Raw genomic sequence first — 20071 nt, forward strand, 5'->3', positions numbered from 1 at the left:
CAGGAGAGTGAGGTTCTGCAGGATGAAGTCAAGCCAGGCGATTGTCTTAGACAGCCGCGTCCTGTGCGCCTTCCGTCAGCAGGCCGAAGGCGTAGTCCGAAAACGACCGCCACACCTCCATCCGGAAAGCATCGTCGCCGGTTCGCAGAAGCACGATTTCCACCTTGCCGAAAACGGTCCGCGAGCAGGCGCCAACCGGGAAGACCTTCAGCGACAGGTCCTGCGGGCAGCCGGCATTGATCGCCGCTGCGGCCCCCGACCCCGACGCCAGGATCGCCGTATTGCGGTGGGAAACATCCGTTGCCGAATGCAGCGCGCCGGAATTCTTCGCAGCCTGCATCAGTCCGCCGTTCTCTTCCGCGATCACCAGCCATTCGTCCGGCCCGAGCCACAGCGCCGAACGACCGTTGGCGGAAGCCGACGTTTTCGGCCTGACGGGCAGATCGACGCCAAGCGCCGAGGAGAGCGCTGCGACATCCTCGGCCCTGGCGCGCAGTGAAATGCGCTCGGCGGGCGGTGCGGCTTCAAGGCGGACGGTCGATGAACCGCCGTGGAAACCGGAAAGAGGCAAAGTGCGGTTTGCCAGATCAGCCCCAGAATCAGCCATGGATGCGGCCTCCATCCTTGTCGAAGAACACCATGTCGGTCACTTCCACCTCGATCGTCCTGTCTTTGAGCGGCACATAGAGCGTCTCGCCGATCCGCGCCCTTCCGCCGGCAACCAGCGCCAGCGCGATCGAGCGGCCGCAATTCTCCGACCAGTAGGCGGAGGTCACATGGCCGAGCATGGTCATCGGCTTGGCCTGGTTCGGGTCGGCGACGATCTGGCCGCCCTCCTCCAGCACCAGTGCCGGGTCCTTCGTCAGCAGCCCGACGAGCTGCTTGCGGCCCTCGCGTACCAGGTCCGGACGCTTCAGCCCGCGAATGCCGACGAAATCCGGCTTCTTGGAGGAGACAGCCCAGCCGAGGCCCGCATCGTGCGGCGTCACCGTGCCGTCCGTATCCTGGCCGACGATGATATAGCCCTTTTCGGCGCGCAGCACGTGCATGGTTTCGGTGCCGTAGAGGCAGGCGCCCATCGGCTCCGCCCGCTCCCAGATCGCCTTCCAGACGGCCGGACCGTAGTCGGCCGGTACGTTGATTTCGTAACCGAGTTCGCCGGTAAACGAGACGCGGAACAGCCGCGCCGGAACGCCCATCACGCTGCATTCCGCCACGCTCATATGCGGAAAGGCCTCGCTGGAAATATCGACGCCTTCGACGAACGGCTGAATGATCTCACGCGCCTTCGGCCCCTGCACGGCGATGACCGCCCATTGCTCGGTGGTCGAGGTGAGCCAGACCCTGAGATGCGGGAACTCCGTCTGCAGATAGTCTTCCATATGATGCAACACGCGCGGCGCTCCGCCGGTCGTGGTCGTCACATGGAACCGGTCGTCGGCAAGCCGACCGACGACGCCGTCGTCATAAACGAAACCGTCCTCGCGGGTCATGATCCCGTAGCGGCTCTTGCCCGGCTTCAGGCTGCCCCAGGCATTCGTATAGAGGAGGTCAAGGAACTGCGCCGCATCGGGGCCGACCACCTCGATCTTGCCGAGCGTCGAACCGTTGAACACGCCCGCCACTTCGCGCACCGTCCGGCATTCGCGGTTGACGGCAGCCAGCATGTCCTCGCCGCGCTTCGGGTAATACCAGGCGCGTTTCCAGTTGCCGACATCCTCGAACTCGGCGCCTTCGGCCGTTTCGAGCGCGTGCATCGGCGTCTTGCGCGCCGGATCGAAGAGTTCTCCGCGCGAATGGCCGACCAGCGTGCCGTAGGTGACCGGCGTATAGGGCGCGCGGAATGTCGTCAGCCCCACCTGGGGGATCGGCCGGTCGAGCATTTCGGCGGCGATGGCGAGGCCGTGCATGTTGGATAGCTTGCCCTGGTCGGAGGCCATGCCGTTGGTGGTGAAGCGCTTGATATGCTCGATCGAATGCATGCCCTCGCGCACCGCAAGGCGGATGTCCTTGGCGGTCACGTCGTGCTGGAAATCGACGAAGGCCTTCACCGTCGTATCCGGCCCCGCACCTTCAGCCGCACCGATCATGCCGCCGGTCCATTCGAACCGGTTCTCGCCCGCAAGCGCCACCGAACCGCCGCCGGCCGCAATCGCCTCGTCTATCAGTTCGGCAAGGTCGTCCGTGCCGTTGCAGGAGCCAACGGAAACGCAATCCTGCGCATAGATATTCGGCAGGAAGCGCTGGTTGACGTCGTCGAACCGCAGTTTTCCGCGCGACTGCGAAAACAGGTGCACCGAAGGTGTCCAGCCGGCCGAAACGATCAGCGCGTCGACAGCAATCTTGCGGGCATCGCCGCCACCGTTGCGCGCTACGGTCATCGAGGAAATCCGCAGCCGGCCGCCGGTATCGGTCACCGAATGGCCGCTCAGCACGGAGATGCCGAGCGCACGGGCTTCCGCCAGCAGCGTCTCGCCGGGATCGGCACGGCAATCGACGATCGCGGCGATCGAGACGCCCGCCCGCTTCAGGTCGAAGGCAGTTTCGTAAGCCGAATCATGGGCTGTGTAGACGCCGACCTGTCTTCCGACCGCAACACCGTGATGGTTGAGGAAGGTGCGTGCCGCAGACGCCAGCATGATGCCCGGCCGGTCGTTATTGGCAAACACCATGTGCCGCTCGATCGAACCGGTCGCCAGCACCACCTTTTTCGCCCGCACCTGCCACAGCCGTTCGCGGGGCAGGTCCTTGCCGGGCTTGGCGACATGGTCGGTCACCCGCTCCGCGAGGCCGAGGAAACCATGATTGTAATAACCGAACACCGTCGTGCGGGTCAGCACCGTGACGTTCGGCATGGCCTTCAGCTTTGCCGCCGTCGCCTGCGCCCATTCGTAACCGTTCTGCCCGTCGATCGTGGTCGCCGTGTCGTAGTGGAGGGCGCCGCCGACTTCCGGCTGTTCGTCGACCAGGAAAACGCTTTGCCCCGTCGCAGCCGCCGAAAGCGCCGCCGTCAGGCCGGCAATGCCGGCGCCGGCAACCAGCACGTCGCAATGGGCGTAGCGGTTGGCATAATGATCCGGATCTTCTTCGGTCGGCGCAACGCCGAGACCGGCCGCACGGCGGATGAAGGGTTCGTAGATCTTCACCCAGGCCTCGCGCGGCCACATGAAGGTCTTGTAGTAGAAACCGGCCGCAAAGAACGGCGAGAACAGATTGTTGACCGCTCCGACGTCGAACTTGAGCGACGGCCAGCGGTTCTGCGAGGCGATCTTTGCCCCGTCGAAGACTTCCTGCACGGTTGCCCGTACGTTCGGCTGGCGCCGCGCCGCATCGCGCGACACGTCGATCAGCGCGTTCGGCTCTTCCGGACCGGCAGACAAGATGCCGCGCGGCCGATGATATTTGAACGAGCGGCCAAGCAGATGGACGCCATGCGCCAGCAGCGCCGAGGCGACGGTATCGCCTTCCAGAGCCGTATAAGTCTTGCCGTCGAAGGTGAAGCGCGCCGTGCGGGCGGGCGTCAACCGACCCGCACCCTTGACGCGGAAAGTGCCGGAATTGGAGGAGGCACTCATCGTGCGTCTCCTTCGGTCGCTTCATAGGTCTCGACGGTCTTTTCGGAGGCTCCGGTTTCCGGGAGCGGCTGCTTCGGCATTCCCGCCTTGTAGGTCATCAGGAACCTGTCGCTCACCGTGTCGCGCGCCGCGTTGAAGAACCGGCCACAGCCGTGGATATGCCGCCAGCGTTCATAGGTGAGGCCTTTTTCGTTGTTGCGCAGGAAGAAATATTCCGCGAATTCCTCGTCGGAAATCGCCGAGATATTCTCCGGCCGCGCAATATGCGCCTCGCCGGCCCAGCGGAATTCCAGTTCCGAGCGATCTTCCTCGCAATAGGGGCAATGGATCAGCAGCATGAAAGTCTCCCGGCACATGGGGTCGGTGTAAAGGCCAGCCTCGCACTCCTTCTTCTCCCCAGCGAGGAGAAGGTGCCCGAAGGGCGGATGAGGGGGCGAGCGACGAAAGGCGCGAGCGTCCGAGCGACAAGCGAAGGACGAGCCTGCCTTGAAGCCCCCCTCATCCGGCTGCCGCCACCTTCTCCCCGCTGGGGAGAAGAAGGACCCCATCCACCGCTCGCAAACATGTCCAAAACCGCCGACATCAATGCGCCACCGCGGCGGCGGCCGCCTCGTCGATCAGCCGGCCGGTGCGGAACCTGTCGAGGTTCAGCCCCGCCGCCAGCCGGTGCGGCTCGCCCTTGGCGATCAGATGCGCGAAGAGATTGGCCGAACCCGGCGTCGCCTTGAAGCCGCCGGTTCCCCAGCCGCAATTGACGAACAAGCCCGGCACCGGCGTGACGCCCTGGATCGGCGAGCGGTCCGGCGTGTTGTCGGTGATACCGCCCCACTGGCGCATCATCTTCACCCGCCGGAACATCGGGAAGAGCTCGCAGATGGCGTCGAGCGTGTGAGTGATGATCTGCAGCCCGCCGGTCTGGGAATAGGAATTGTACTGGTCGGTGCCGGCGCCGATGACGAGTTCGCCCTTGTCCGACTGCGAGATATAGGCATGCACCGTGTTCGACATGACGACGCAGGGGAAGATCGGCTTCAGCGGCTCGGAGACCAGCGCCTGCAGCGGAGTTGAATGGAGCGGCACCCTGACGCCGGCCATCTCCATCACGACGGACGAATGCCCGGCGGCCGAAACGCCGATCTTCTTCGCCCCGATGAAGCCCTTGCTCGTCTCGACGCCCAGGACGTCGCCGTTCGGGCCGCGACGAATGCCGGTCACTTCGCAATTCTGGATGATGTGCACGCCGCGGTCGGACGCTGCACGCGCATAACCCCAGGCGACCGCATCGTGGCGGGCAGTGCCGCCGCGCCGCTGCAGGGCCGCGCCGTTGATCGGGTAACGCGCCGTCTTGGAAATATCGAGCGGCGGCACGAAGGCCTTGGCCTGCTCCGGCGTCAGCCATTCGTTGTCGATGCCGTAGAGCCGGTTGGCGTTGATATGCCGCTTGAAGCTCTGCATGTCATGGGTGTTGTGCGACAGCATCATCACGCCACGCGGCGAATACATGACATTGTAGTTGAGATCCTGGCTCAGCCCCTCCCAGAGCTTCAGCGAATGCTCGTAGATATCCATGCTCTCTTCATAGAGATAGTTGGAGCGGATGATCGTCGTGTTGCGGCCGGTATTGCCGCCGCCGAGCCAGCCCTTTTCGATCACCGCGACATTGGTGATGCCGTGTTCCTTGGCCAGGTAATAGGCAGCACCCAGGCCATGCCCGCCGGCGCCGACGATGATTACGTCGTATGCGCTGCGCGGCTCCGGCGAGGCCCACTGTGCTTCCCAGCCCTTGTGGGCACGCATCGCCTCGCGGGCCACGGCGAAAACCGAATATCTGCGCATCTCGCCTCGAACTCCTCGGATCGTCAGCCCTCATCGCAGGGCCGGCATTTGGGTAGTGCCATACCCATCGCAAATCAATATGCGTCGCAATGGCTCTATTGCGACGCATTCGCCTTCTCCATCGACACGGGCAAGATCGTCCGCCGATTGGACGATATCCGACCGACTGCCGGACGCTGCGGCGCCCCGCCGAAATCTTGCCAAACCGACCCGGATAACCATCGGATCGATCGCTTCCGGCCAGGGCCGCATTCGGATCATCGGCGGCGACAGGCTCTTCCCATTCATGCCACCCCCGCAAAAGGCCGCAGAATTGGCGCAATCAACCTTAATGCGTCTGGACTTCGCACATCTCTTCTGCTATCTGCCGTCATCAATCGCACGGCTCCAGGCCGAGCGGACGTTATTCTTTCGCCTCGAATCGTACCGATCCAGGCGAGCAACAAACCAAAGGAACGGGATTCACGTGCAGGTACTAGTCCGCGACAACAACGTCGACCAGGCGCTCCGCGCTCTCAAGAAGAAGATGCAGCGCGAAGGCATTTTCCGTGAAATGAAGATGCGCGATTATTACGAGAAGCCGTCGCAGAAGCGCGCCCGTGAAAAGGCAGAGGCTGTTCGTCGCGTTCGCAAGCTGGCCCGTAAGCGCATGCAGCGCGAAGGCCTGATTGCAGCTCCGGCTCGTACGGTTCCAGCACGCCCGGCTCGTTGATCGGCCGTTTTTTGGACGTTTTCATGTGCTTTCAGGGCGGTGGCGACATGGGCGCCGCCGCTCTTTTGATTTGGTCCGAGACTTACAATGCCTTTGCCCCGACATGAGGAAATGCGCCTGATGGCCGCCAAAAATCCCGTTCTCTCTCGTGGAACCGAAATTTCCGGCCTCTTGAACCATGTTTCTCCCGTCCGCCGCAAGACAGCATTGCCTGCCGCGCTGATCGCCCTTCTGGCGCTCGCCGGCTGCTCGACCACGACCTCGACCGACATGATCACCGTCGATCGCGCCCAGGGGTCCCAAGAGAACATCGCCTCGCTCTCTTCCGTCATCAGTTCCAGTCCGCAGGATCCGGAAGCCTACAATGTCCGTGGTACGGCCTATGGACGCGCCGGCGAGTTTTCGAAGGCGCTGGAGGACTTCAACCGCGCCATCCAGCTCAATCCGCAGTTCTACCAGGCCTATGCCAACCGGGCGCTGGTCTACCGCAACATGGGCAAGCCCGTCGAAGCGGCCAACGACTACAACCGTTCGCTGCAGATCAACCCGAACTACGACGTCGCCTATATCGGCCGCGGCAATATCTATCGCCAGGCCGGCCGTACCAACGAAGCCTTCAACGACTTCAACAAGGCGATCCAGCTGGAAACCACCGACGGCCGCGCCTGGCACAATCGCGGCCTGATCTACCAGGGGCGCGGCCAGCACGCCCAGGCGATCGACGATTTCTCCAAAGCCATCTCGCTGTCGGCGAATTCGCCGGAGCCCTATAACGGCCGCGGCATTTCCTATGTCGCCCTGAACGACGACGACAACGCGTTTGCCGACTTCAACCGCGCGATCGAGCTCAACGACAAGCTCGCCGAATCCTGGGCGAACCAGGCACTGGTCTATGAGCGCCGCGGCGACAAGGCGCGCGCCTACAAGTCTTATTCGCACGCCATGCGTCTCGATCCGAACTACAAGCCGGCCCAGGACGGCGCGACCCGCACCCGCGCCAGCACCTGATATCCCCGCCTGTCGGCCGAGCTGATTTCCGCCCTGCCTCAGATATAAAGCGCCGCCATCTTGCGCCAGGCGCCGGCCCGGTGCGCGCGACCGTCCCAGACATGCATGCGATGCCCGACACCCTTTTCGGACAGAACCTGGCTGAGATGCTGGTTGTTGTCGAGGAACGGGTCGGCGTCACCGATCGTCAGCACGATCTCCACCTGCCGCAGCCTTTCGAGCTGCCATCCGCTGCTGATGCCGGGCAGGAAATGCGACGGGGTGTGGAAATAGACGGTATCGTCGTAATAGCCGTCCAGCAGGTCGCCGAACGCCTCGACCTTCAGCGTCAGGTCGTACCGCCCCGAAAACGCGACGAGCTTGCGGAACAGATGCGGATGGCGAAAGGCGATGCTCGCCGCCTGGAAGGCACCAAGGCTGCAGCCCTGCACGATCGTGCAGTCATGTCCGTTCCGGTCAGCCATCAGCGGCAGGACCTCGTTGAGGATATAATCCTCGAATGCCGCATGCCTGCGGATCCGCACCGAGGGATGCTGGTGTGCGTCGTAAAAGGTCTCGGCCGCCAGCCCGTCGACGCAATAAAGCTGCAGCTGGCCGGCGCGCACCTTTTCAGCGAGGCTTCCGACGATGCCAAGCTCTTCATATTCCCAGAAACGCCCCTCACGGGTCGGGAACATCAGCACCTTGGCGCCGGCATGACCAAACACCAGGAGTTCCATGTCTCGATGGAGCCGCTGGCTGTACCAGCGCAGATATTCGCGGTTCATGACACCTTGAAGAACTGTCCGACCCTCTCGCGAAGGGCCGCCTCTTGCAACACGCTGGCAGGATAGTCGAAATGTCCGGCGTCCAGGATGAAGATTTCATTAAATTTTGATTTCGGAACTGCGTTGGCGACGGCGAACTGGCAGGGCGGCGCAACCGCCGGATCGAACAGCGCGACGCTCATCAGCATCGGCACCGTGATGCGGCTCGCCGCCACGGCCGAATCATGCAGGCGCAGCGTCTTCAACGCATTGCCGTATTTCGCCTGATAGGCCTGGACGGAGGCCGCGCTGCCGATGCTTTTCAGCTTCAGCCGCAGCTCCTGATGCCCGAAGGTCGGCAGCGACAGATGTCCTCTGTCGATCCGGTTGTCGAAGGGGATGGCCAGCCCGCCGATGCCGCCGCCGAAGCTGATGCCGCTATAGCCGATATGGCCGGAAAGCCAGGGGTAAAGGGCGATCAGCATGCTCGCCGCGACCCAAAGGTCGTCGACGCAGCCTCCGATGATGTAGCGGTCCGGCTTGTCGATATCGTGCAGCACATGCCAGTGGGAGTCCGGCGAGATCGGCGGCCGGGTGCTGCGCGACATGCCGCGGAAGCAGGGAAACAGGACGGCGGTTTCCTCGACCGGCAAGTCGAGATCCGGCGCGTCGCGTCCGCCATATCCATGGCCGACGACGAGCCCGCGCCTGATGTTTCCCTGCCGCGGCAAAAGAAGCCAGCCGCCGATCGGAAACCGGCCGGTCGACATATAGGCGATGTCGAAGACATGCCATTTCGGATGCTCGAGCCCGCTCTTGCGCAGGCCCGGCTCCGGATCGACAGTCATCGCCCGCCGGTACCGATCCCTCCAGAACGTATCGAAACCCTCCGGCGCCTGCGGCGGCACCACGGCCTGAAGCTGCTTCAGCCCCATGCCATAGCTGGGATCGAAATCGTAAGGGTGCTTGGTGGGGATGGTCATGGGGATGTCTGCAAGATCCGAAATATTGTTACGACTTGATGAGTCGAACCACGCTACGAACGTGAACCACTGCAAGGATCAGGATGCCAGGAGCGTTAATTTCATAGAGAACGATATGACGCGCATGAATGTGGCGGCGCACTGACTCGCCAAAATCGGGAACGGCCTTCCCCATGCGCGGATTCTCTGCAAGGAGTTCGAAGCAATGCGTCAGTTCATCAACGTAGTGCTGCGCCTGCAACACTCCAAATGTCTCAATCCCGTAGCGAATGATATCGACAATTTCTGATTCGGCTCTGGGCGTAAGCCGATACTCAGGCACGTCTCGCCTTCTTCGCCTCTACGAGCCGCTCTGCCTCGGCAAACAACTCGTCCATACTCCTCGTCCCAATGCCGCTCGCCTTAGAGGCTTTGATCAGGTGGCGCACCTCTTCAAGCGAAAGCTCTTCGCCTTGCCGAACTCGCTCCTGTGTAACCAGTTCGCTCACATACTCAGCGGCATTAGCATATCCGCCGCTGCGGACTTGTTCATCGATCCAATCCTTGGCAGCGTCCGGAAGTGATATAGTTATGCTCGCCATCTTAGCCTCCTGCTCCACCGCAATGTCGCACGATCCGCCTTCACAAAAAAGCCCGGCGATGCCGGGCTTCATGTTCACCGTTCAACTGGCCTCAGTGCTTCATCGCCTTGACGATGTCCTCGGTCATCTTCTTGGCGTCGCCGAGCAGCATCATCGTGCCGTCCTTGTAGAACAGCGTGTTGTCGATGCCGGCATAGCCAGAACCGAGCGAGCGCTTGACGAACAGGCAGGTCTTCGCCTTGTCGACGTCGAGGATCGGCATGCCGTAGATCGGCGAGGTCTTGTCGTCGCGGGCCGCCGGGTTGGTGACGTCGTTGGCACCGATGACGTAGGCGACGTCGGCCTGGGCGAACTCCGCATTGATGTCTTCCAGTTCGAAGACTTCGTCATAGGGGACATTGGCTTCGGCGAGCAGCACGTTCATATGGCCGGGCATGCGGCCGGCGACGGGATGGATCGCGTATTTGACCTCGACGCCGTGGCTTTTCAGCGTATCGGCGAGTTCTCGCAGCGCATGCTGGGCCTGGGCGACGGCCATGCCGTAACCCGGCACGATGATCACCTTCTCGGCGTTCTGCATCAGGAAGGCCGCGTCGTCGGCCGAGCCCTGTTTCACCGTCCGCTGCACGCCGTCGTCGCCGGCGGCCGATGCCGTCTCGCCGCCGAAACCACCCAGGATGACAGAGATGAAGGACCGGTTCATCCCCTTGCACATGATGTAGGAGAGGATCGCGCCCGAGGAGCCGACCAGCGCGCCGGTGATGATCAGCGCGAGATTGCCGAGCGTGAAGCCGATGCCGGCGGCCGCCCAGCCGGAATAGGAGTTCAGCATCGACACGACGACCGGCATGTCGGCGCCGCCGATCGGCACGATCAGGAGCACGCCGAGCGCCAAGGCCAGCACAACGACGAGCCAGAAGTCGAAATGGCTTTCGGTCTGCACCAGGCCGAAGACGAAGACGACGACCAGCACCAGCAGGCCGATATTGATGAAGTGCCGGTAGGGCAGCATGATCGGCTTGCCGGACATCCGCCCGTCGAGCTTCAGGAAAGCGATGACCGATCCGGTAAAGGTGATCGCGCCGATCGCCGCGCCGAGCGCCAGTTCGATCAGCGCCTGACCGTGGATATGGCCGATCGCGCCGATGCCGAAGGAATCGGGCGCATAAAGTGCTGCTGCCGCCACCATCACCGCGGCAAAGCCGACCAGCGAATGGAAGCCGGCGACGAGCTGCGGCATCGCCGTCATCGGAATGGTACGGGCGATATAAGCCCCCGCCCCGCCGCCGAGGCTGAGCGCCAGCACGATCAGGATGAAGCCGCCGAAGGTGGGCGTGGCGAGCAGCAGCGTGGTGACGATGGCGATACCCATGCCGACCATGCCGTAGACATTGCCCTTGCGGCTGGTCGTCGGGTGGGAAAGGCCCCGGAGGGCCATGATGAACAGCACGCCGGAGACGAGATAGAGGAAAGCTGCGAGGCTCTGCGACATGGTATCCGAACCCTCAGCGATCTTTTTTCTTGTACATGGCGAGCATCCGGCTGGTCACCAGGAAGCCGCCGAAGATGTTCACCGAAACGAGCACCAGCGCGATAAAACCGAAGCCGGTCGCAAAGCCGCTCGCCGATACGCCGACCGCAAGCAGCGCGCCGACGACGATGACCGAGGAGATCGCGTTGGTAACCGCCATCAGCGGCGTATGCAGCGCCGGCGTCACCGACCAGACCACGTAATAGCCGACGAAGATCGACAGCACGAAGATCGCCAGCCGGAACACGAAGGGATCGATTGCCCCGCCGGTTGCGGCGCTCGCCGCTTCCGGGGCCTGGGCGGCAGCGCTCATCACGGCGGTCACGGCCTGGTCGAGCTGCTCCAGCGCCTTGTCCATTGCCTCACCGGCCATCACAAATCTCCATTGCTTGCGGCTTCATCTGCGACCGGCTTTTTGCGGGCGCGCACCGGCTTGGCAGCCGCCGGCTCCTCTATGGAGATTACGGCTGGAGCGGATGTCGCGACTGGGGCAGCAACCGGCGCCTCGCCACCGGCAAGCGCAGCCGCGGCCGCCGCAAAATTCGGGTGCACGACCTGACCGCCATGGGTCAGCATGGTCGCCTTGACGAGTTCGTCCTCAAGATTGACGGCAAATTCCTTGGTGCCCTTGTCGACCATGGTCTCGATGAAGGCGAACAGGTTGCGGGCATAAAGCGCCGAAGCGGAGGCGGCGATGCGGCCCGCGACATTGGCGTAGCCGATCACGGTCACACCCTCGACATCGGCGACCTTGCCCTTTTCCGACCCTTCGATATTGCCGCCGCGCTCGACCGCGAGGTCGACCGCCACCGAACCCGGCTTCATCGACGCCAGCATGGCGCGCGTCACCAGCCTCGGGGCCGGACGGCCGGGAATGAGAGCCGTGGTGATGACGATGTCCTGCTTGGCGATATGCTCGGCAACCAATGCCGCCTGCTTTGCCTGATAGGCTTCCGACATCGGCTTGGCGTAACCGGCGGCGGTTTCGGCCGCCTTGAATTCCTCGTCCTCGACCGCGATGAACTTCGCGCCGAGCGAGGCGACCTGTTCCTTGGCGGCGGGGCGCACGTCGGTTGCCGATACCACGGCGCCGAGACGGCGGGCCGTGGCGATCGCCTGCAGGCCGGCAACACCGGCGCCCATGACGAAGACTTTTGCGGCGGGCACGGTGCCGGCGGCGGTCATCATCATCGGCATGGCGCGGCCGTATTCATGGGATGCGTCGATGACGGCGCGATATCCGGCAAGGTTCGCCTGGGAGGACAGCACGTCCATCGACTGGGCGCGGGTGATGCGCGGCATCAGTTCCATGGCAAACGTGGTGAGCCCAGCTTTTGCCATCCCGGCAAGGGCGGCCTCGTTGCCATAGGGGTCCATGACAGCAAACACCACGGCACCCGGCTTGTAGGACGCCATCTCAGCCGCTGTCGGCCGGTTGACCCTCAGGATGATATCGGCCGAGCCGACCTCCCCGGCACCGGCTATGCGGGCACCGGTGGCTTCGAAATCCGCATCGCGAACACCGGAGGCAAGGCCAGCGCCGCTCTCGATCACGACCGAGAGCCCAAGCCCTGTCAGCCGCTTGACGCTCTCGGGCGAAGCGGCGACGCGCGGTTCGTCGGAACCTTCACGGCATACAAATACGATCTTCGGCAAAGACTGTCTCCTCCCAGTCGATATCGCAAGGCGGGCGAAAAACTTCGCCCTTCCTCAAAGCCGGTGGCCGGGCTGGCCGAACCGGATCAACGCAGCAGGAAAACGCCGGCTATATTGAGAATGATGAAGACGAGAAGGCTGCCGATGAAGCCCGCTCCGCCGAAGAAACCGGCAGCCATGGCGATCATCAGGACGACGATGACCATCGTGCCCCATTTCGCGCCTGCGATGAAGGCGTTGTAGGTCCTGTCGTGTTCCGAATAGTCCATCGAAGCACCCGTTTCCACCGGCCCGCTATGGTGATTGTCCATCAGTCCCGTCTCCTTCATCAGCCGCACGCGCCCGCTCGATCGAAGCGTCGGCGCCTGCGGGGAAAACCCTTATCGACATCCGGAATCATGCCTCGTTCGGCACGATGGAGGTCACTTCAGGCCTTACACAAAGCCATGGGAAAGCGCAATGCCGCCACAATGGCTTCCGGTACGCCCAGGCGTCGGCGCTTCAGGTCAGGTAGGACATTTCGGGGGAGTTCGGCCGGCCGGCGATGCGGGCCGTCGGCAGGATGGTGAGCGGCGCGGTGTCGAAATTCGAGGAGCGCGCAAACAGCAGGCGGCGTTCATAGGCCTCCGACTGAAACGCCGGGAAGCGCTTCATCATCTTGGAGCGCAATTCGCGGGTCTGCGATGCGAGCAGCATCAGATCGAAATCGTATTGCGGGATCCGCCGCGGCGGCACCACCGGCTGGGCATAGAAGAACCGGCGATAAAATGCCGCATGCGCCGGACGGATCGGCTGCAGCACGCGGTCCGCGTCGAAATAGATCGCCGCGACCGGCGTCAGCCGCACCGTCAGGTAAGGCATGGCCGAAAGTTCGCTGGCATATTCCGGAGCAATGGCGAAACGCGCCGAGTCGATCAATGTCATCCCGGCGTCCAGAAGGCCATTCACGGCCTCGGGGAAAATGCTGATCGACTGGCAGACCCTGTGTTCCGGCGTGACGTGGTGGAGGCGGATCGTGCTGACCAGTTCCTCGTCGTAATAGACGCCGAAGACATGCGCATTCTTGTCGAAGTCGATCTCATCGATGAGCTTGGTCGCAGCGACCGGCAGCACGTTGTGGGTCTTGTAGGCCCTGTATCGCAGCCGGGCGATATCCTCAAAATCTTCGTTGCTCTCGATACGCCGATATTCGACATGGTCGAGCGTGGAGAGAAGTTTTGCTGAAAAGTTTCCGTCAGAAAATGATTGGCCTAAGGGCATTGGGATCTGTTCCATGAGCTTTAACCATGGATTAACCCTAAAAGACCCATAGCCCGCAATGAATGGGCATCGAATTGAATAAAATTCTAAATGTTATGGTTAACAAACTGTTAACGACCCCTCGCCGGCGTCCCAAAACCGTTAACACTGTTCCAATTTCAGGCGGGATTTAGCGCGCGGCAGCCCGAAGAGGCGAGGCCTGTGCATTTTTGGCACCACGCCGGATGGACGAAAGCTTGGCGGCAGGAGCGGCCTCGGCCGCCAGTTCGATGATCTTTTCGGAAGCGACAGGCACGGAGAACACGTAACCCTGGACCAGATCGGAGAACCGATGGCGGTTGATCAGCGCGAGCTGTTCCTTGGTCTCCACGCCTTCGACGACGATCTTGAGACCGAGTTCGCGAGACAGATGCACGATGCCGCGCAGGAGCTTCAGCTTGCGCTGGTCCTCGGCGATATTGCGGATGAACGCCCGGTCGATCTTGACCACGTCGAGCGGCAGGGAGTCGAGATAGCTCAGGCTCGAGAAGCCGGTGCCGAAATCGTCGATCGCGATCGTCACCCCGGTCACGCGGAACTGGTTGAGAATGGCGCTGACCGCCACCGGCTCGTCCATGAAGCAGCTTTCGGTGACTTCGAGATGCAGCCGCGACGGATCGAGCGAATAGCGCTTCAGCACGTCCGCCACATAACCGACGATGTCGTCGTTGCGCAGGTCCTGGATCGAAAGGTTGACGGAAACGGCCATCGGCTCCGGCCAGGTCGCGCAGTCGCGGCAGGCCTGGTCGAGCACGAGGTGAGTGATGTGCGAGACGAGCCCCATGTCCTCGGCCATCGGGATGAAGACGTTCGGCCCCACCATGCCGCGCTCCGGATGGCGCCAGCGCACCAGCGCCTCGCTGCATTCGATGCCGGAACCGTCGGGACGATACATCGGCTGATAGACGACATGCAGGCCGTGGTTCTCGATCGCCTGGCGAAGGTCGACGCGGAGCTTCTGCTCGTCGATATACTGGGCGTCCATTTCCGAAAGGAACACTGTCAGCGTGCCGTTGCCGGTGGACTTCGCGTGGTTGAGTGCAAGGTCCGCCTTGATCTGCCAGTTTTCCATGTCGAAGTCCTGCGACGGCAGGATGACGCAGCCGCTGTTCATCGAAACGGGAAGGCGAAGCCCGTCGACGTAATAGTCGCCCTGGATCTCGGCGTGGATGCGGCGGATCTGACGCTCCAGCTCGCAATCGTCGTCGCCGCCGGTCAGCAACACGACGAATTCGTCGCCGACCAGGCGGCCCGCCAGCAGGCCGTCGCTCTTCAGCGCTGTAAGCCTTGCCGCGATCGCCGCAAGCAATCGGTCGCCGACCACGTGGCCGCGCAGGTCGTTGACATGCTTGAACCCGTCGACGTCGAACATCGCGAGCGCCGCCAGGGCCTCGCCCCGCCGCTTCAGCTTCTTGGTCGCAAGATCCGCGAAGTGGCCGCGGTTCGGCAGGCCGGTCAAGGCGTCGAACCGCACCATGTGCAGCACCTTTTCCTCGGCTGCGAGACGGGCGGTGACGTCTTCGAAGATCAGCACGACACCGCCGTCGGTGCGCGGGCTGACCGAGAATTCGAGATGGCGGTCGTCCTTGAACTTGAAGAGCGCGCGTTCGAGCGAGCCGTCGGCCAGTTTGGAAAGCTGGCGCAGGATGGTCTCGGGCGCATTCTCCGCATCCTCGCAGAGCACGGCGGCGAAATCGCGGTCCTTGAGATCGCTCTTCTTGTCGAGGCCGAGCAGATCGCGGGCACGGCGGTTGATCACCTGGATCTTGCCTTCGCCGTCGAGCATCACCAGGCCGTGGGAAATCGTCTTCAAGGCGATATCGAAACGGCCGGCGATGATCGCCATCTTCCGGGACGCGATGACGTTTTCATAAAGGAATTCGCGCACCCCGTTGGCCATCGACCTCGTGGTCAGGCCGAAGGGGATAAGCAGCAGCGACATCAGCGCCAGATGCAGATCCTCGGTGAACAGGCAGGCAATCAGGATCGGGCCGCAACAGCCGAGCGTCTGGAGATCGACGGCGATGCGCGAACCATAGTTGCGGCCGACGATCGACATCATCGAGCCGAGCGTCATGGCGATGCAGGTGAAGCCGACGAAGGGGTTTTCCAGCACCAGCAGGGCATAGCCGCTGGCGATGCCGAGCAGGAAGGCCGCGAGGAACGCGCCAATCACATATTGCTGCTCCCAGGCGGCGATGCCGTCATAGGTGAGCGCCCCCTTGTCGACCTTGTCGAACCGCTGGAACCAGTACATGCGATAGGCAAAGACCGCCGCGAAGCCGCAGGCGAACAGGAGATAGAATTGCGCACCGCTGTAATGGAAAACGAGCAGGCACCACAGGACGTGAACAACCACGCCGGTCCATAGTGTGCCGCGATTTCCAAATAGCGACGTGACGAACGACAGATACACATCCGTCGACAGCGTCTTCGCTTCTGTCTCTTTCATCGGGTTCATCCCTTGTCTTCCGGTCGACACTGCGGGAAACCTTTTAAAAATTGCTTGTCCGCGGGCCGCAGCCCCCCTTTCATTGGGGGGTTCTTGAGAGTTTGCTGAATAAATTGACAACAGGATAGCTAAAATTTCGACCACGCAACCTTCGGCAGAGACGCAACCTCTTCCCGGCTTGCGCAACGCCTTTCGATCCCTGTTTTTTGTAGACGAAAACCCAGGCTTTTAGGACTTTCCTTTTATTAGACCTTGGTTTACATCGCCATGCCAGGGCGGGCGGGATAAGAGAGACCCGTTGAATTGGGGAAACCATGGCTGCACTGTTGAAGATCAGCGGTCTCATCGACCGCCTCAGCGAAATTATTGGCAAATTTTCCGGCTATCTCGTTCTCGCCTGCACCCTCATCAGCGCCGGCAATGCGCTCATCCGCTACCTCTTCAACTACAGCTCCAACGGCTGGCTTGAAATCCAGTGGTATCTCTTCGGCTTCATCGTGCTTCTGGGCGCTTCCCACACTCTGAGGCTGAATGAGCATGTGCGCGTCGATCTCATCTACGGCGCCGTTTCCGACCGCGCCCGTCTGTGGATCGATACGATCGGCCTGATCGCCTTCCTCATTCCGGCCTGCATCTATCTCGCATGGCTTGCCTGGCCGTTCTTCGCGCTCTCCTACGCGCAGGGCGAAGTGTCCTCGAACGCCGGCGGCCTCATCCGCTGGCCGGTGAAACTCATCATCGTCGCGGGTTTCAGCCTCCTGGCGCTGCAGGGGTTTTCCGAACTGGTGAAGCGCATCGCCGGTCTTTTGGGCGTCCTCCAGGTCGATACGACCTACGAAAAGCCGCTGCAATAACACCATTTTCGGGGGATAACCGCTCATGTTCCAATACGGTATAATGCCGCCGGCAATGTTCCTCGGCATGATCATCTTCATGCTTTACGGCTTCCCGGTCGCCTTCTCGCTGTCGGCCGTCGGCCTCTTCTTCGGTCTTCTCGGCATCGCCACCGGCCATTTCGAATTCGCCTTCATGCAGGCGCTGCCGTTCCGCATCTTCGGTATCGTCTCCAACGACCTGTTGCTTGCCATTCCCTTCTTCACCTTCATGGGAGCGATCCTCGAGCGCTGCGGCCTGGCCGAAGATCTGCTCGAAGGAACCGGCAAGCTGTTCGGCGCCGTTCCCGGCGGCCTCGCCTATGCGGTTATCGTCGTCGGCGCCATCCTCGGCGCAATCACCGGCACGGTCGCCGCGTCCGTCATCACCATGGGCGTGATCTCGCTGCCGATCATGCTGAAATACGGCTACAATCCGCGGCTTGCGACCGGCGTCATCGCCGCCTCGGGCACGATCACCCAGGTCATCCCGCCCTCGCTCGTGCTGATCGTTCTGGCCGACCAGCTCGGCCGTTCCGTCGGCGACATGTATCTCGGCGCGATCGGACCTTCGATCCTGCAGGTGACGATCTTCATGCTGTTCATCCTCGGCCTGTCGATCTTCCGGCCGAAGGACGTTCCGCCGCTGCCGCCGGAAGCGCGGGGCGAGATGAACATGGCCCTGGTCATCAAGGTCCTCTGGGGCATGGTCCCGTCGATCGTGCTGATCTTCCTCGTGCTCGGCACCATTTTCATGGGCCTCGCGACCCCGACGGAAGCAGGCGCGCTCGGCGTCGTCGGCGCCATGGTGATCGCCGCGATGCACCGCCGCCTCACCTGGGATCTGCTGCGTCAGGGCATGCATTCGACGATGACGATCACCTCCATGGTCGTCTTCATCCTGGTCGGCGCCACCTGCTTCAGCCTGGTCTTCCAGGGCATGGACGGCGGCCTGTGGATCGAGCATCTTCTGTCGCACGTTCCCGGCGGCGCGATCGGCTTCCTGATCTTCGTCAACATCTTCATCTTCTTCCTCGCCTTCTTCCTCGATTTCTTCGAGATTGCCTTCATCGTCATCCCGATGCTGGCGCCGGTGGCGAGCGCTCTCGGCATCGACCTGATCTGGTTCGGCGTGCTGCTCTGCATCAACATGCAGACCAGCTTCATGCACCCGCCCTTCGGATTTGCGCTGTTTTACCTGCGCTCGATCGCGCCGAAATCGGTGAAGACGAAGGATATCTATCTCGGCGCCATCCCATGGCTCTGCATGCAGCTGGTTCTCGTCGCCATCGTGATCTTCTGGCCCGAGTCCGTCACCTACTGGCTGGACAAGGCGCCTGACGTCGATCTCAACACGATCAAGATCGAGATCCCCGGCTTCGGCAACGGCGGCGGCAACCAGATGCCGAATTTTGGCCTGCCGCCGATGGACGGCGCCCCGGCCCAACCGGGCCAGCAGGGCCTGCCCGGGATGCCGAACTTCGGCGAGCCACCGAAGATCAACCCGTAAGGGCAGCTCCCGTCCACCCTGGACAGGGACCATATCTTAGGAGGACAGAGTTGACGCTCTGTCCTCCATCGCTATTCCCGCCGGGCAACGGAGCCCAGCGAAGTCCGGCCAGCCCGGAGCCCCTACGTCAAACTCGCCTTTTGGCCGTTCCTCTACCGCAATAGTCGTATGCCGATCGAGGTCCGGCGCCATATCCAGGCCCAGCTAACACTTAGGTAGCCATACTAACCGGCCCATCGAGCCTATAAAGTTTGACAGACGGCACGATGCTGAAGTCGGTCGTCCCATCAGTTTGGCTGAAGCGCTCGGGGCCTGACATGCAGATAAGCCACGTATTGCCGAATGCTATGTACGTTGTGCGAAGATCGATCGGTCGCACCATAGTCGAGCCGTTGCGGCGCAGGCGGTTTGCAAAAGAGAGCCACGTCTTCATTCACTGCACCAACCGGGGATACATCTTCAAACTCGACCCCGCACAAAGCATCGACGAGGCCATCTTCGTCGAAGGCTGCTTTGAAGGGCGGTTTCTGGAATACCTGCAGGGCCGATTCGAGCCTGGCGCCGTGGCGCTCGATGTCGGCGCCAATATCGGCAACCACGCCATTCACCTCAATCGAGACTTCGCCGAGATCCATTGCTTCGAGCCGAACCCCGAAGTCTTCAGGCGGTTGACCGACAACATTCGCTCGAACCGGCTCGCCAACATCCGACTGCATCAAGCGGCTCTCGGCGATTGCGACGACACGCTGATGTTCCGCGAAAATCTCGAAGGCAACCTGGGCGCCAGCGGCTTTGTGGACGATGACCGGCCATCGGGGCAGAGCCGCATCCTGCGCCTCCCGGTTTTCCAAGCCGACAAACTCGTCAGGCAGCTCGGAATAACCAGGGTCGATTTCATCAAGATCGATGTCGAAGGGTTCGAACTGCGGGTTCTGAAAGGACTGCGCGAAACCATTGCCTTCAACCGGCCTATCGTGTCCTTCGAGTTCCACGGCCATCTCGCAGGGCCCGACGACTTCGGCAAGCTCACCGCCTGCCTGCCGGATTATCAATTCTACGACCTGGAATATGCGCCCGCGTCGGCTTCAACACTGGAAAAGCTGAAATGGAATTTCCGCCATGGCGGCGCGCCGGTTCTCAAACGGTTCGATCGCCCCGAGGCGCGGACCTATGAAAACATACTGGCCTTTCCCTCCCAGGCAGTCTTCAGCCGCTTCACGAACCGCCCTTCGGCCTCCCCCTCCTCGGCTTGATGCGTCCTAGCGGCATTATCACAGACAAAAACCCCGGACCTTTCGATCCGGGGTTCC

At 62.1% G+C, this 20071-nt stretch carries 19 protein-coding genes; 5 read left to right on the forward strand and 14 right to left on the reverse strand.

Going from position 1 to position 20071, the window contains the following annotated elements; all coding sequences use genetic code 11:
* Positions 1–46 precede the first annotated feature (46 nt).
* The 4 genes from ACSQ3G_RS14705 to ACSQ3G_RS14720 all read right to left on the reverse strand — a co-directional run bounded on the left by ACSQ3G_RS14705 (position 47) and on the right by ACSQ3G_RS14720 (position 5411).
* Positions 47–607, reverse strand: coding sequence for a sarcosine oxidase subunit gamma (locus ACSQ3G_RS14705; RefSeq protein ID WP_436110555.1), 561 nt, complete (start codon positions 605–607; stop codon positions 47–49).
* A complete protein-coding gene (locus ACSQ3G_RS14710) occupies positions 600–3575 on the reverse strand; it encodes a sarcosine oxidase subunit alpha (RefSeq protein WP_436110556.1) in 2976 nt (991 codons plus the stop codon). Before ACSQ3G_RS14710 ends, ACSQ3G_RS14705 begins: the two co-directional genes overlap by 8 nt.
* Positions 3572–3913, reverse strand: coding sequence for a sarcosine oxidase subunit delta (locus ACSQ3G_RS14715; protein ID WP_105400878.1), 342 nt, complete (start codon positions 3911–3913; stop codon positions 3572–3574). Before ACSQ3G_RS14715 ends, ACSQ3G_RS14710 begins: the two co-directional genes overlap by 4 nt.
* Positions 3914–4157: 244 nt before the next feature.
* Positions 4158–5411, reverse strand: coding sequence for a sarcosine oxidase subunit beta family protein (locus ACSQ3G_RS14720; protein WP_105400142.1), 1254 nt, complete (start codon positions 5409–5411; stop codon positions 4158–4160).
* Between the two features lie 466 nt (positions 5412–5877).
* Between ACSQ3G_RS14720 and rpsU the strand changes: the two genes are divergently transcribed.
* A complete protein-coding gene (gene rpsU / locus ACSQ3G_RS14725; RefSeq protein WP_037077280.1) occupies positions 5878–6123 on the forward strand; it encodes a 30S ribosomal protein S21 in 246 nt (81 codons plus the stop codon).
* A 120-nt stretch (positions 6124–6243) separates the two neighbouring features.
* Entirely contained in the window at positions 6244–7131 is an 888-nt protein-coding gene (locus ACSQ3G_RS14730; protein WP_245441017.1) for a tetratricopeptide repeat protein, read from the forward strand.
* A gap of 38 nt (positions 7132–7169) precedes the next feature.
* Here ACSQ3G_RS14730 and ACSQ3G_RS14735 read toward each other — a convergent pair whose 3' ends face one another.
* The 10 genes from ACSQ3G_RS14735 to ACSQ3G_RS14780 form a co-directional block, all read right to left on the reverse strand.
* Positions 7170–7898 (reverse strand): esterase family protein, encoded by a 729-nt coding sequence (locus ACSQ3G_RS14735; RefSeq protein ID WP_436110557.1) that lies wholly within the window; start codon positions 7896–7898, stop codon positions 7170–7172.
* Complete coding sequence (locus ACSQ3G_RS14740) at positions 7895–8860, reverse strand: acetylxylan esterase (protein WP_436110558.1); 966 nt, start codon at positions 8858–8860, stop codon at positions 7895–7897. Before ACSQ3G_RS14740 ends, ACSQ3G_RS14735 begins: the two co-directional genes overlap by 4 nt.
* 28 nt (positions 8861–8888) lie before the next feature.
* Positions 8889–9182 carry a type II toxin-antitoxin system RelE/ParE family toxin gene (locus ACSQ3G_RS14745; protein WP_046668267.1) on the reverse strand — a complete coding sequence of 98 codons (294 nt, stop codon included), beginning with the start codon at positions 9180–9182 and terminating at the stop codon, positions 8889–8891.
* Positions 9175–9513: a ribbon-helix-helix domain-containing protein gene (locus tag ACSQ3G_RS14750; RefSeq protein WP_436110559.1), complete on the reverse strand. Its 339-nt coding sequence runs from the start codon at positions 9511–9513 to the stop codon at positions 9175–9177. Before ACSQ3G_RS14750 ends, ACSQ3G_RS14745 begins: the two co-directional genes overlap by 8 nt.
* A 19-nt stretch (positions 9514–9532) precedes the next feature.
* A complete protein-coding gene (locus tag ACSQ3G_RS14755; protein ID WP_105421773.1) occupies positions 9533–10933 on the reverse strand; it encodes an NAD(P)(+) transhydrogenase (Re/Si-specific) subunit beta in 1401 nt (466 codons plus the stop codon).
* A 13-nt stretch (positions 10934–10946) separates the two neighbouring features.
* On the reverse strand, positions 10947–11345 hold the full coding sequence (locus ACSQ3G_RS14760) for a proton-translocating transhydrogenase family protein (RefSeq protein WP_046634620.1): 399 nt from the start codon (positions 11343–11345) through the stop codon (positions 10947–10949).
* Positions 11345–12628, reverse strand: coding sequence for a Re/Si-specific NAD(P)(+) transhydrogenase subunit alpha (locus tag ACSQ3G_RS14765; RefSeq protein ID WP_436110560.1), 1284 nt, complete (start codon positions 12626–12628; stop codon positions 11345–11347). The genes ACSQ3G_RS14760 and ACSQ3G_RS14765 overlap by 1 nt, the downstream gene beginning before the upstream one ends.
* An 86-nt stretch (positions 12629–12714) precedes the next feature.
* The gene (locus ACSQ3G_RS14770) at positions 12715–12939 is read right to left on the reverse strand and encodes an aa3-type cytochrome c oxidase subunit IV (RefSeq protein ID WP_436110561.1); all 225 of its coding nucleotides are present in this window, start codon (positions 12937–12939) and stop codon (positions 12715–12717) included.
* A gap of 190 nt (positions 12940–13129) precedes the next feature.
* Positions 13130–13888: an N-acyl amino acid synthase FeeM domain-containing protein gene (locus ACSQ3G_RS14775; RefSeq protein ID WP_046668270.1), complete on the reverse strand. Its 759-nt coding sequence runs from the start codon at positions 13886–13888 to the stop codon at positions 13130–13132.
* 169 nt (positions 13889–14057) lie between these two features.
* The gene (locus ACSQ3G_RS14780; RefSeq protein WP_245440334.1) at positions 14058–16379 is read right to left on the reverse strand and encodes a putative bifunctional diguanylate cyclase/phosphodiesterase; all 2322 of its coding nucleotides are present in this window, start codon (positions 16377–16379) and stop codon (positions 14058–14060) included.
* Positions 16380–16693: 314 nt separating this feature from the next.
* On the opposite strand from ACSQ3G_RS14780, the gene ACSQ3G_RS14785 reads away from it, so the two are divergent.
* From ACSQ3G_RS14785 to ACSQ3G_RS14795, 3 genes are all read left to right on the forward strand, one after another.
* Complete coding sequence (locus ACSQ3G_RS14785; RefSeq protein ID WP_436110562.1) at positions 16694–17233, forward strand: TRAP transporter small permease subunit; 540 nt, start codon at positions 16694–16696, stop codon at positions 17231–17233.
* Between the two features lie 25 nt (positions 17234–17258).
* Positions 17259–18761 (forward strand): TRAP transporter large permease, encoded by a 1503-nt coding sequence (locus tag ACSQ3G_RS14790; protein WP_436110563.1) that lies wholly within the window; start codon positions 17259–17261, stop codon positions 18759–18761.
* A gap of 317 nt (positions 18762–19078) precedes the next feature.
* Complete coding sequence (locus ACSQ3G_RS14795; protein ID WP_436110564.1) at positions 19079–20014, forward strand: FkbM family methyltransferase; 936 nt, start codon at positions 19079–19081, stop codon at positions 20012–20014.
* The last annotated feature ends 57 nt before the right edge of the window (positions 20015–20071 follow it).

The sequence above is a fragment of the Neorhizobium tomejilense genome (genome assembly GCF_964254135.1).
Lineage (GTDB): Bacteria > Pseudomonadota > Alphaproteobacteria > Rhizobiales > Rhizobiaceae > Neorhizobium > Neorhizobium tomejilense.

Coding starts and splice junctions, on each gene's coding strand:
- ACSQ3G_RS14705 (WP_436110555.1), bottom strand. CDS start 607: ATGGCTGATTCTGGGGCTGATCTGGCAAACCGCACTTTGCCTCTTTCC.
- ACSQ3G_RS14710 (WP_436110556.1), bottom strand. CDS start 3,575: ATGAGTGCCTCCTCCAATTCCGGCACTTTCCGCGTCAAGGGTGCGGGT.
- ACSQ3G_RS14715 (WP_105400878.1), bottom strand. CDS start 3,913: ATGCTGCTGATCCATTGCCCCTATTGCGAGGAAGATCGCTCGGAACTG.
- ACSQ3G_RS14720 (WP_105400142.1), bottom strand. CDS start 5,411: ATGCGCAGATATTCGGTTTTCGCCGTGGCCCGCGAGGCGATGCGTGCC.
- ACSQ3G_RS14730 (WP_245441017.1), top strand. CDS start 6,244: ATGGCCGCCAAAAATCCCGTTCTCTCTCGTGGAACCGAAATTTCCGGC.
- ACSQ3G_RS14735 (WP_436110557.1), bottom strand. CDS start 7,898: ATGAACCGCGAATATCTGCGCTGGTACAGCCAGCGGCTCCATCGAGAC.
- ACSQ3G_RS14740 (WP_436110558.1), bottom strand. CDS start 8,860: ATGACCATCCCCACCAAGCACCCTTACGATTTCGATCCCAGCTATGGC.
- ACSQ3G_RS14750 (WP_436110559.1), bottom strand. CDS start 9,513: ATGAAGCCCGGCATCGCCGGGCTTTTTTGTGAAGGCGGATCGTGCGAC.
- ACSQ3G_RS14755 (WP_105421773.1), bottom strand. CDS start 10,933: ATGTCGCAGAGCCTCGCAGCTTTCCTCTATCTCGTCTCCGGCGTGCTG.
- ACSQ3G_RS14760 (WP_046634620.1), bottom strand. CDS start 11,345: ATGGCCGGTGAGGCAATGGACAAGGCGCTGGAGCAGCTCGACCAGGCC.
- ACSQ3G_RS14770 (WP_436110561.1), bottom strand. CDS start 12,939: ATGGACAATCACCATAGCGGGCCGGTGGAAACGGGTGCTTCGATGGAC.
- ACSQ3G_RS14775 (WP_046668270.1), bottom strand. CDS start 13,888: ATGCCCTTAGGCCAATCATTTTCTGACGGAAACTTTTCAGCAAAACTT.
- ACSQ3G_RS14780 (WP_245440334.1), bottom strand. CDS start 16,379: ATGAAAGAGACAGAAGCGAAGACGCTGTCGACGGATGTGTATCTGTCG.
- ACSQ3G_RS14785 (WP_436110562.1), top strand. CDS start 16,694: ATGGCTGCACTGTTGAAGATCAGCGGTCTCATCGACCGCCTCAGCGAA.
- ACSQ3G_RS14790 (WP_436110563.1), top strand. CDS start 17,259: ATGTTCCAATACGGTATAATGCCGCCGGCAATGTTCCTCGGCATGATC.
- ACSQ3G_RS14795 (WP_436110564.1), top strand. CDS start 19,079: ATGCAGATAAGCCACGTATTGCCGAATGCTATGTACGTTGTGCGAAGA.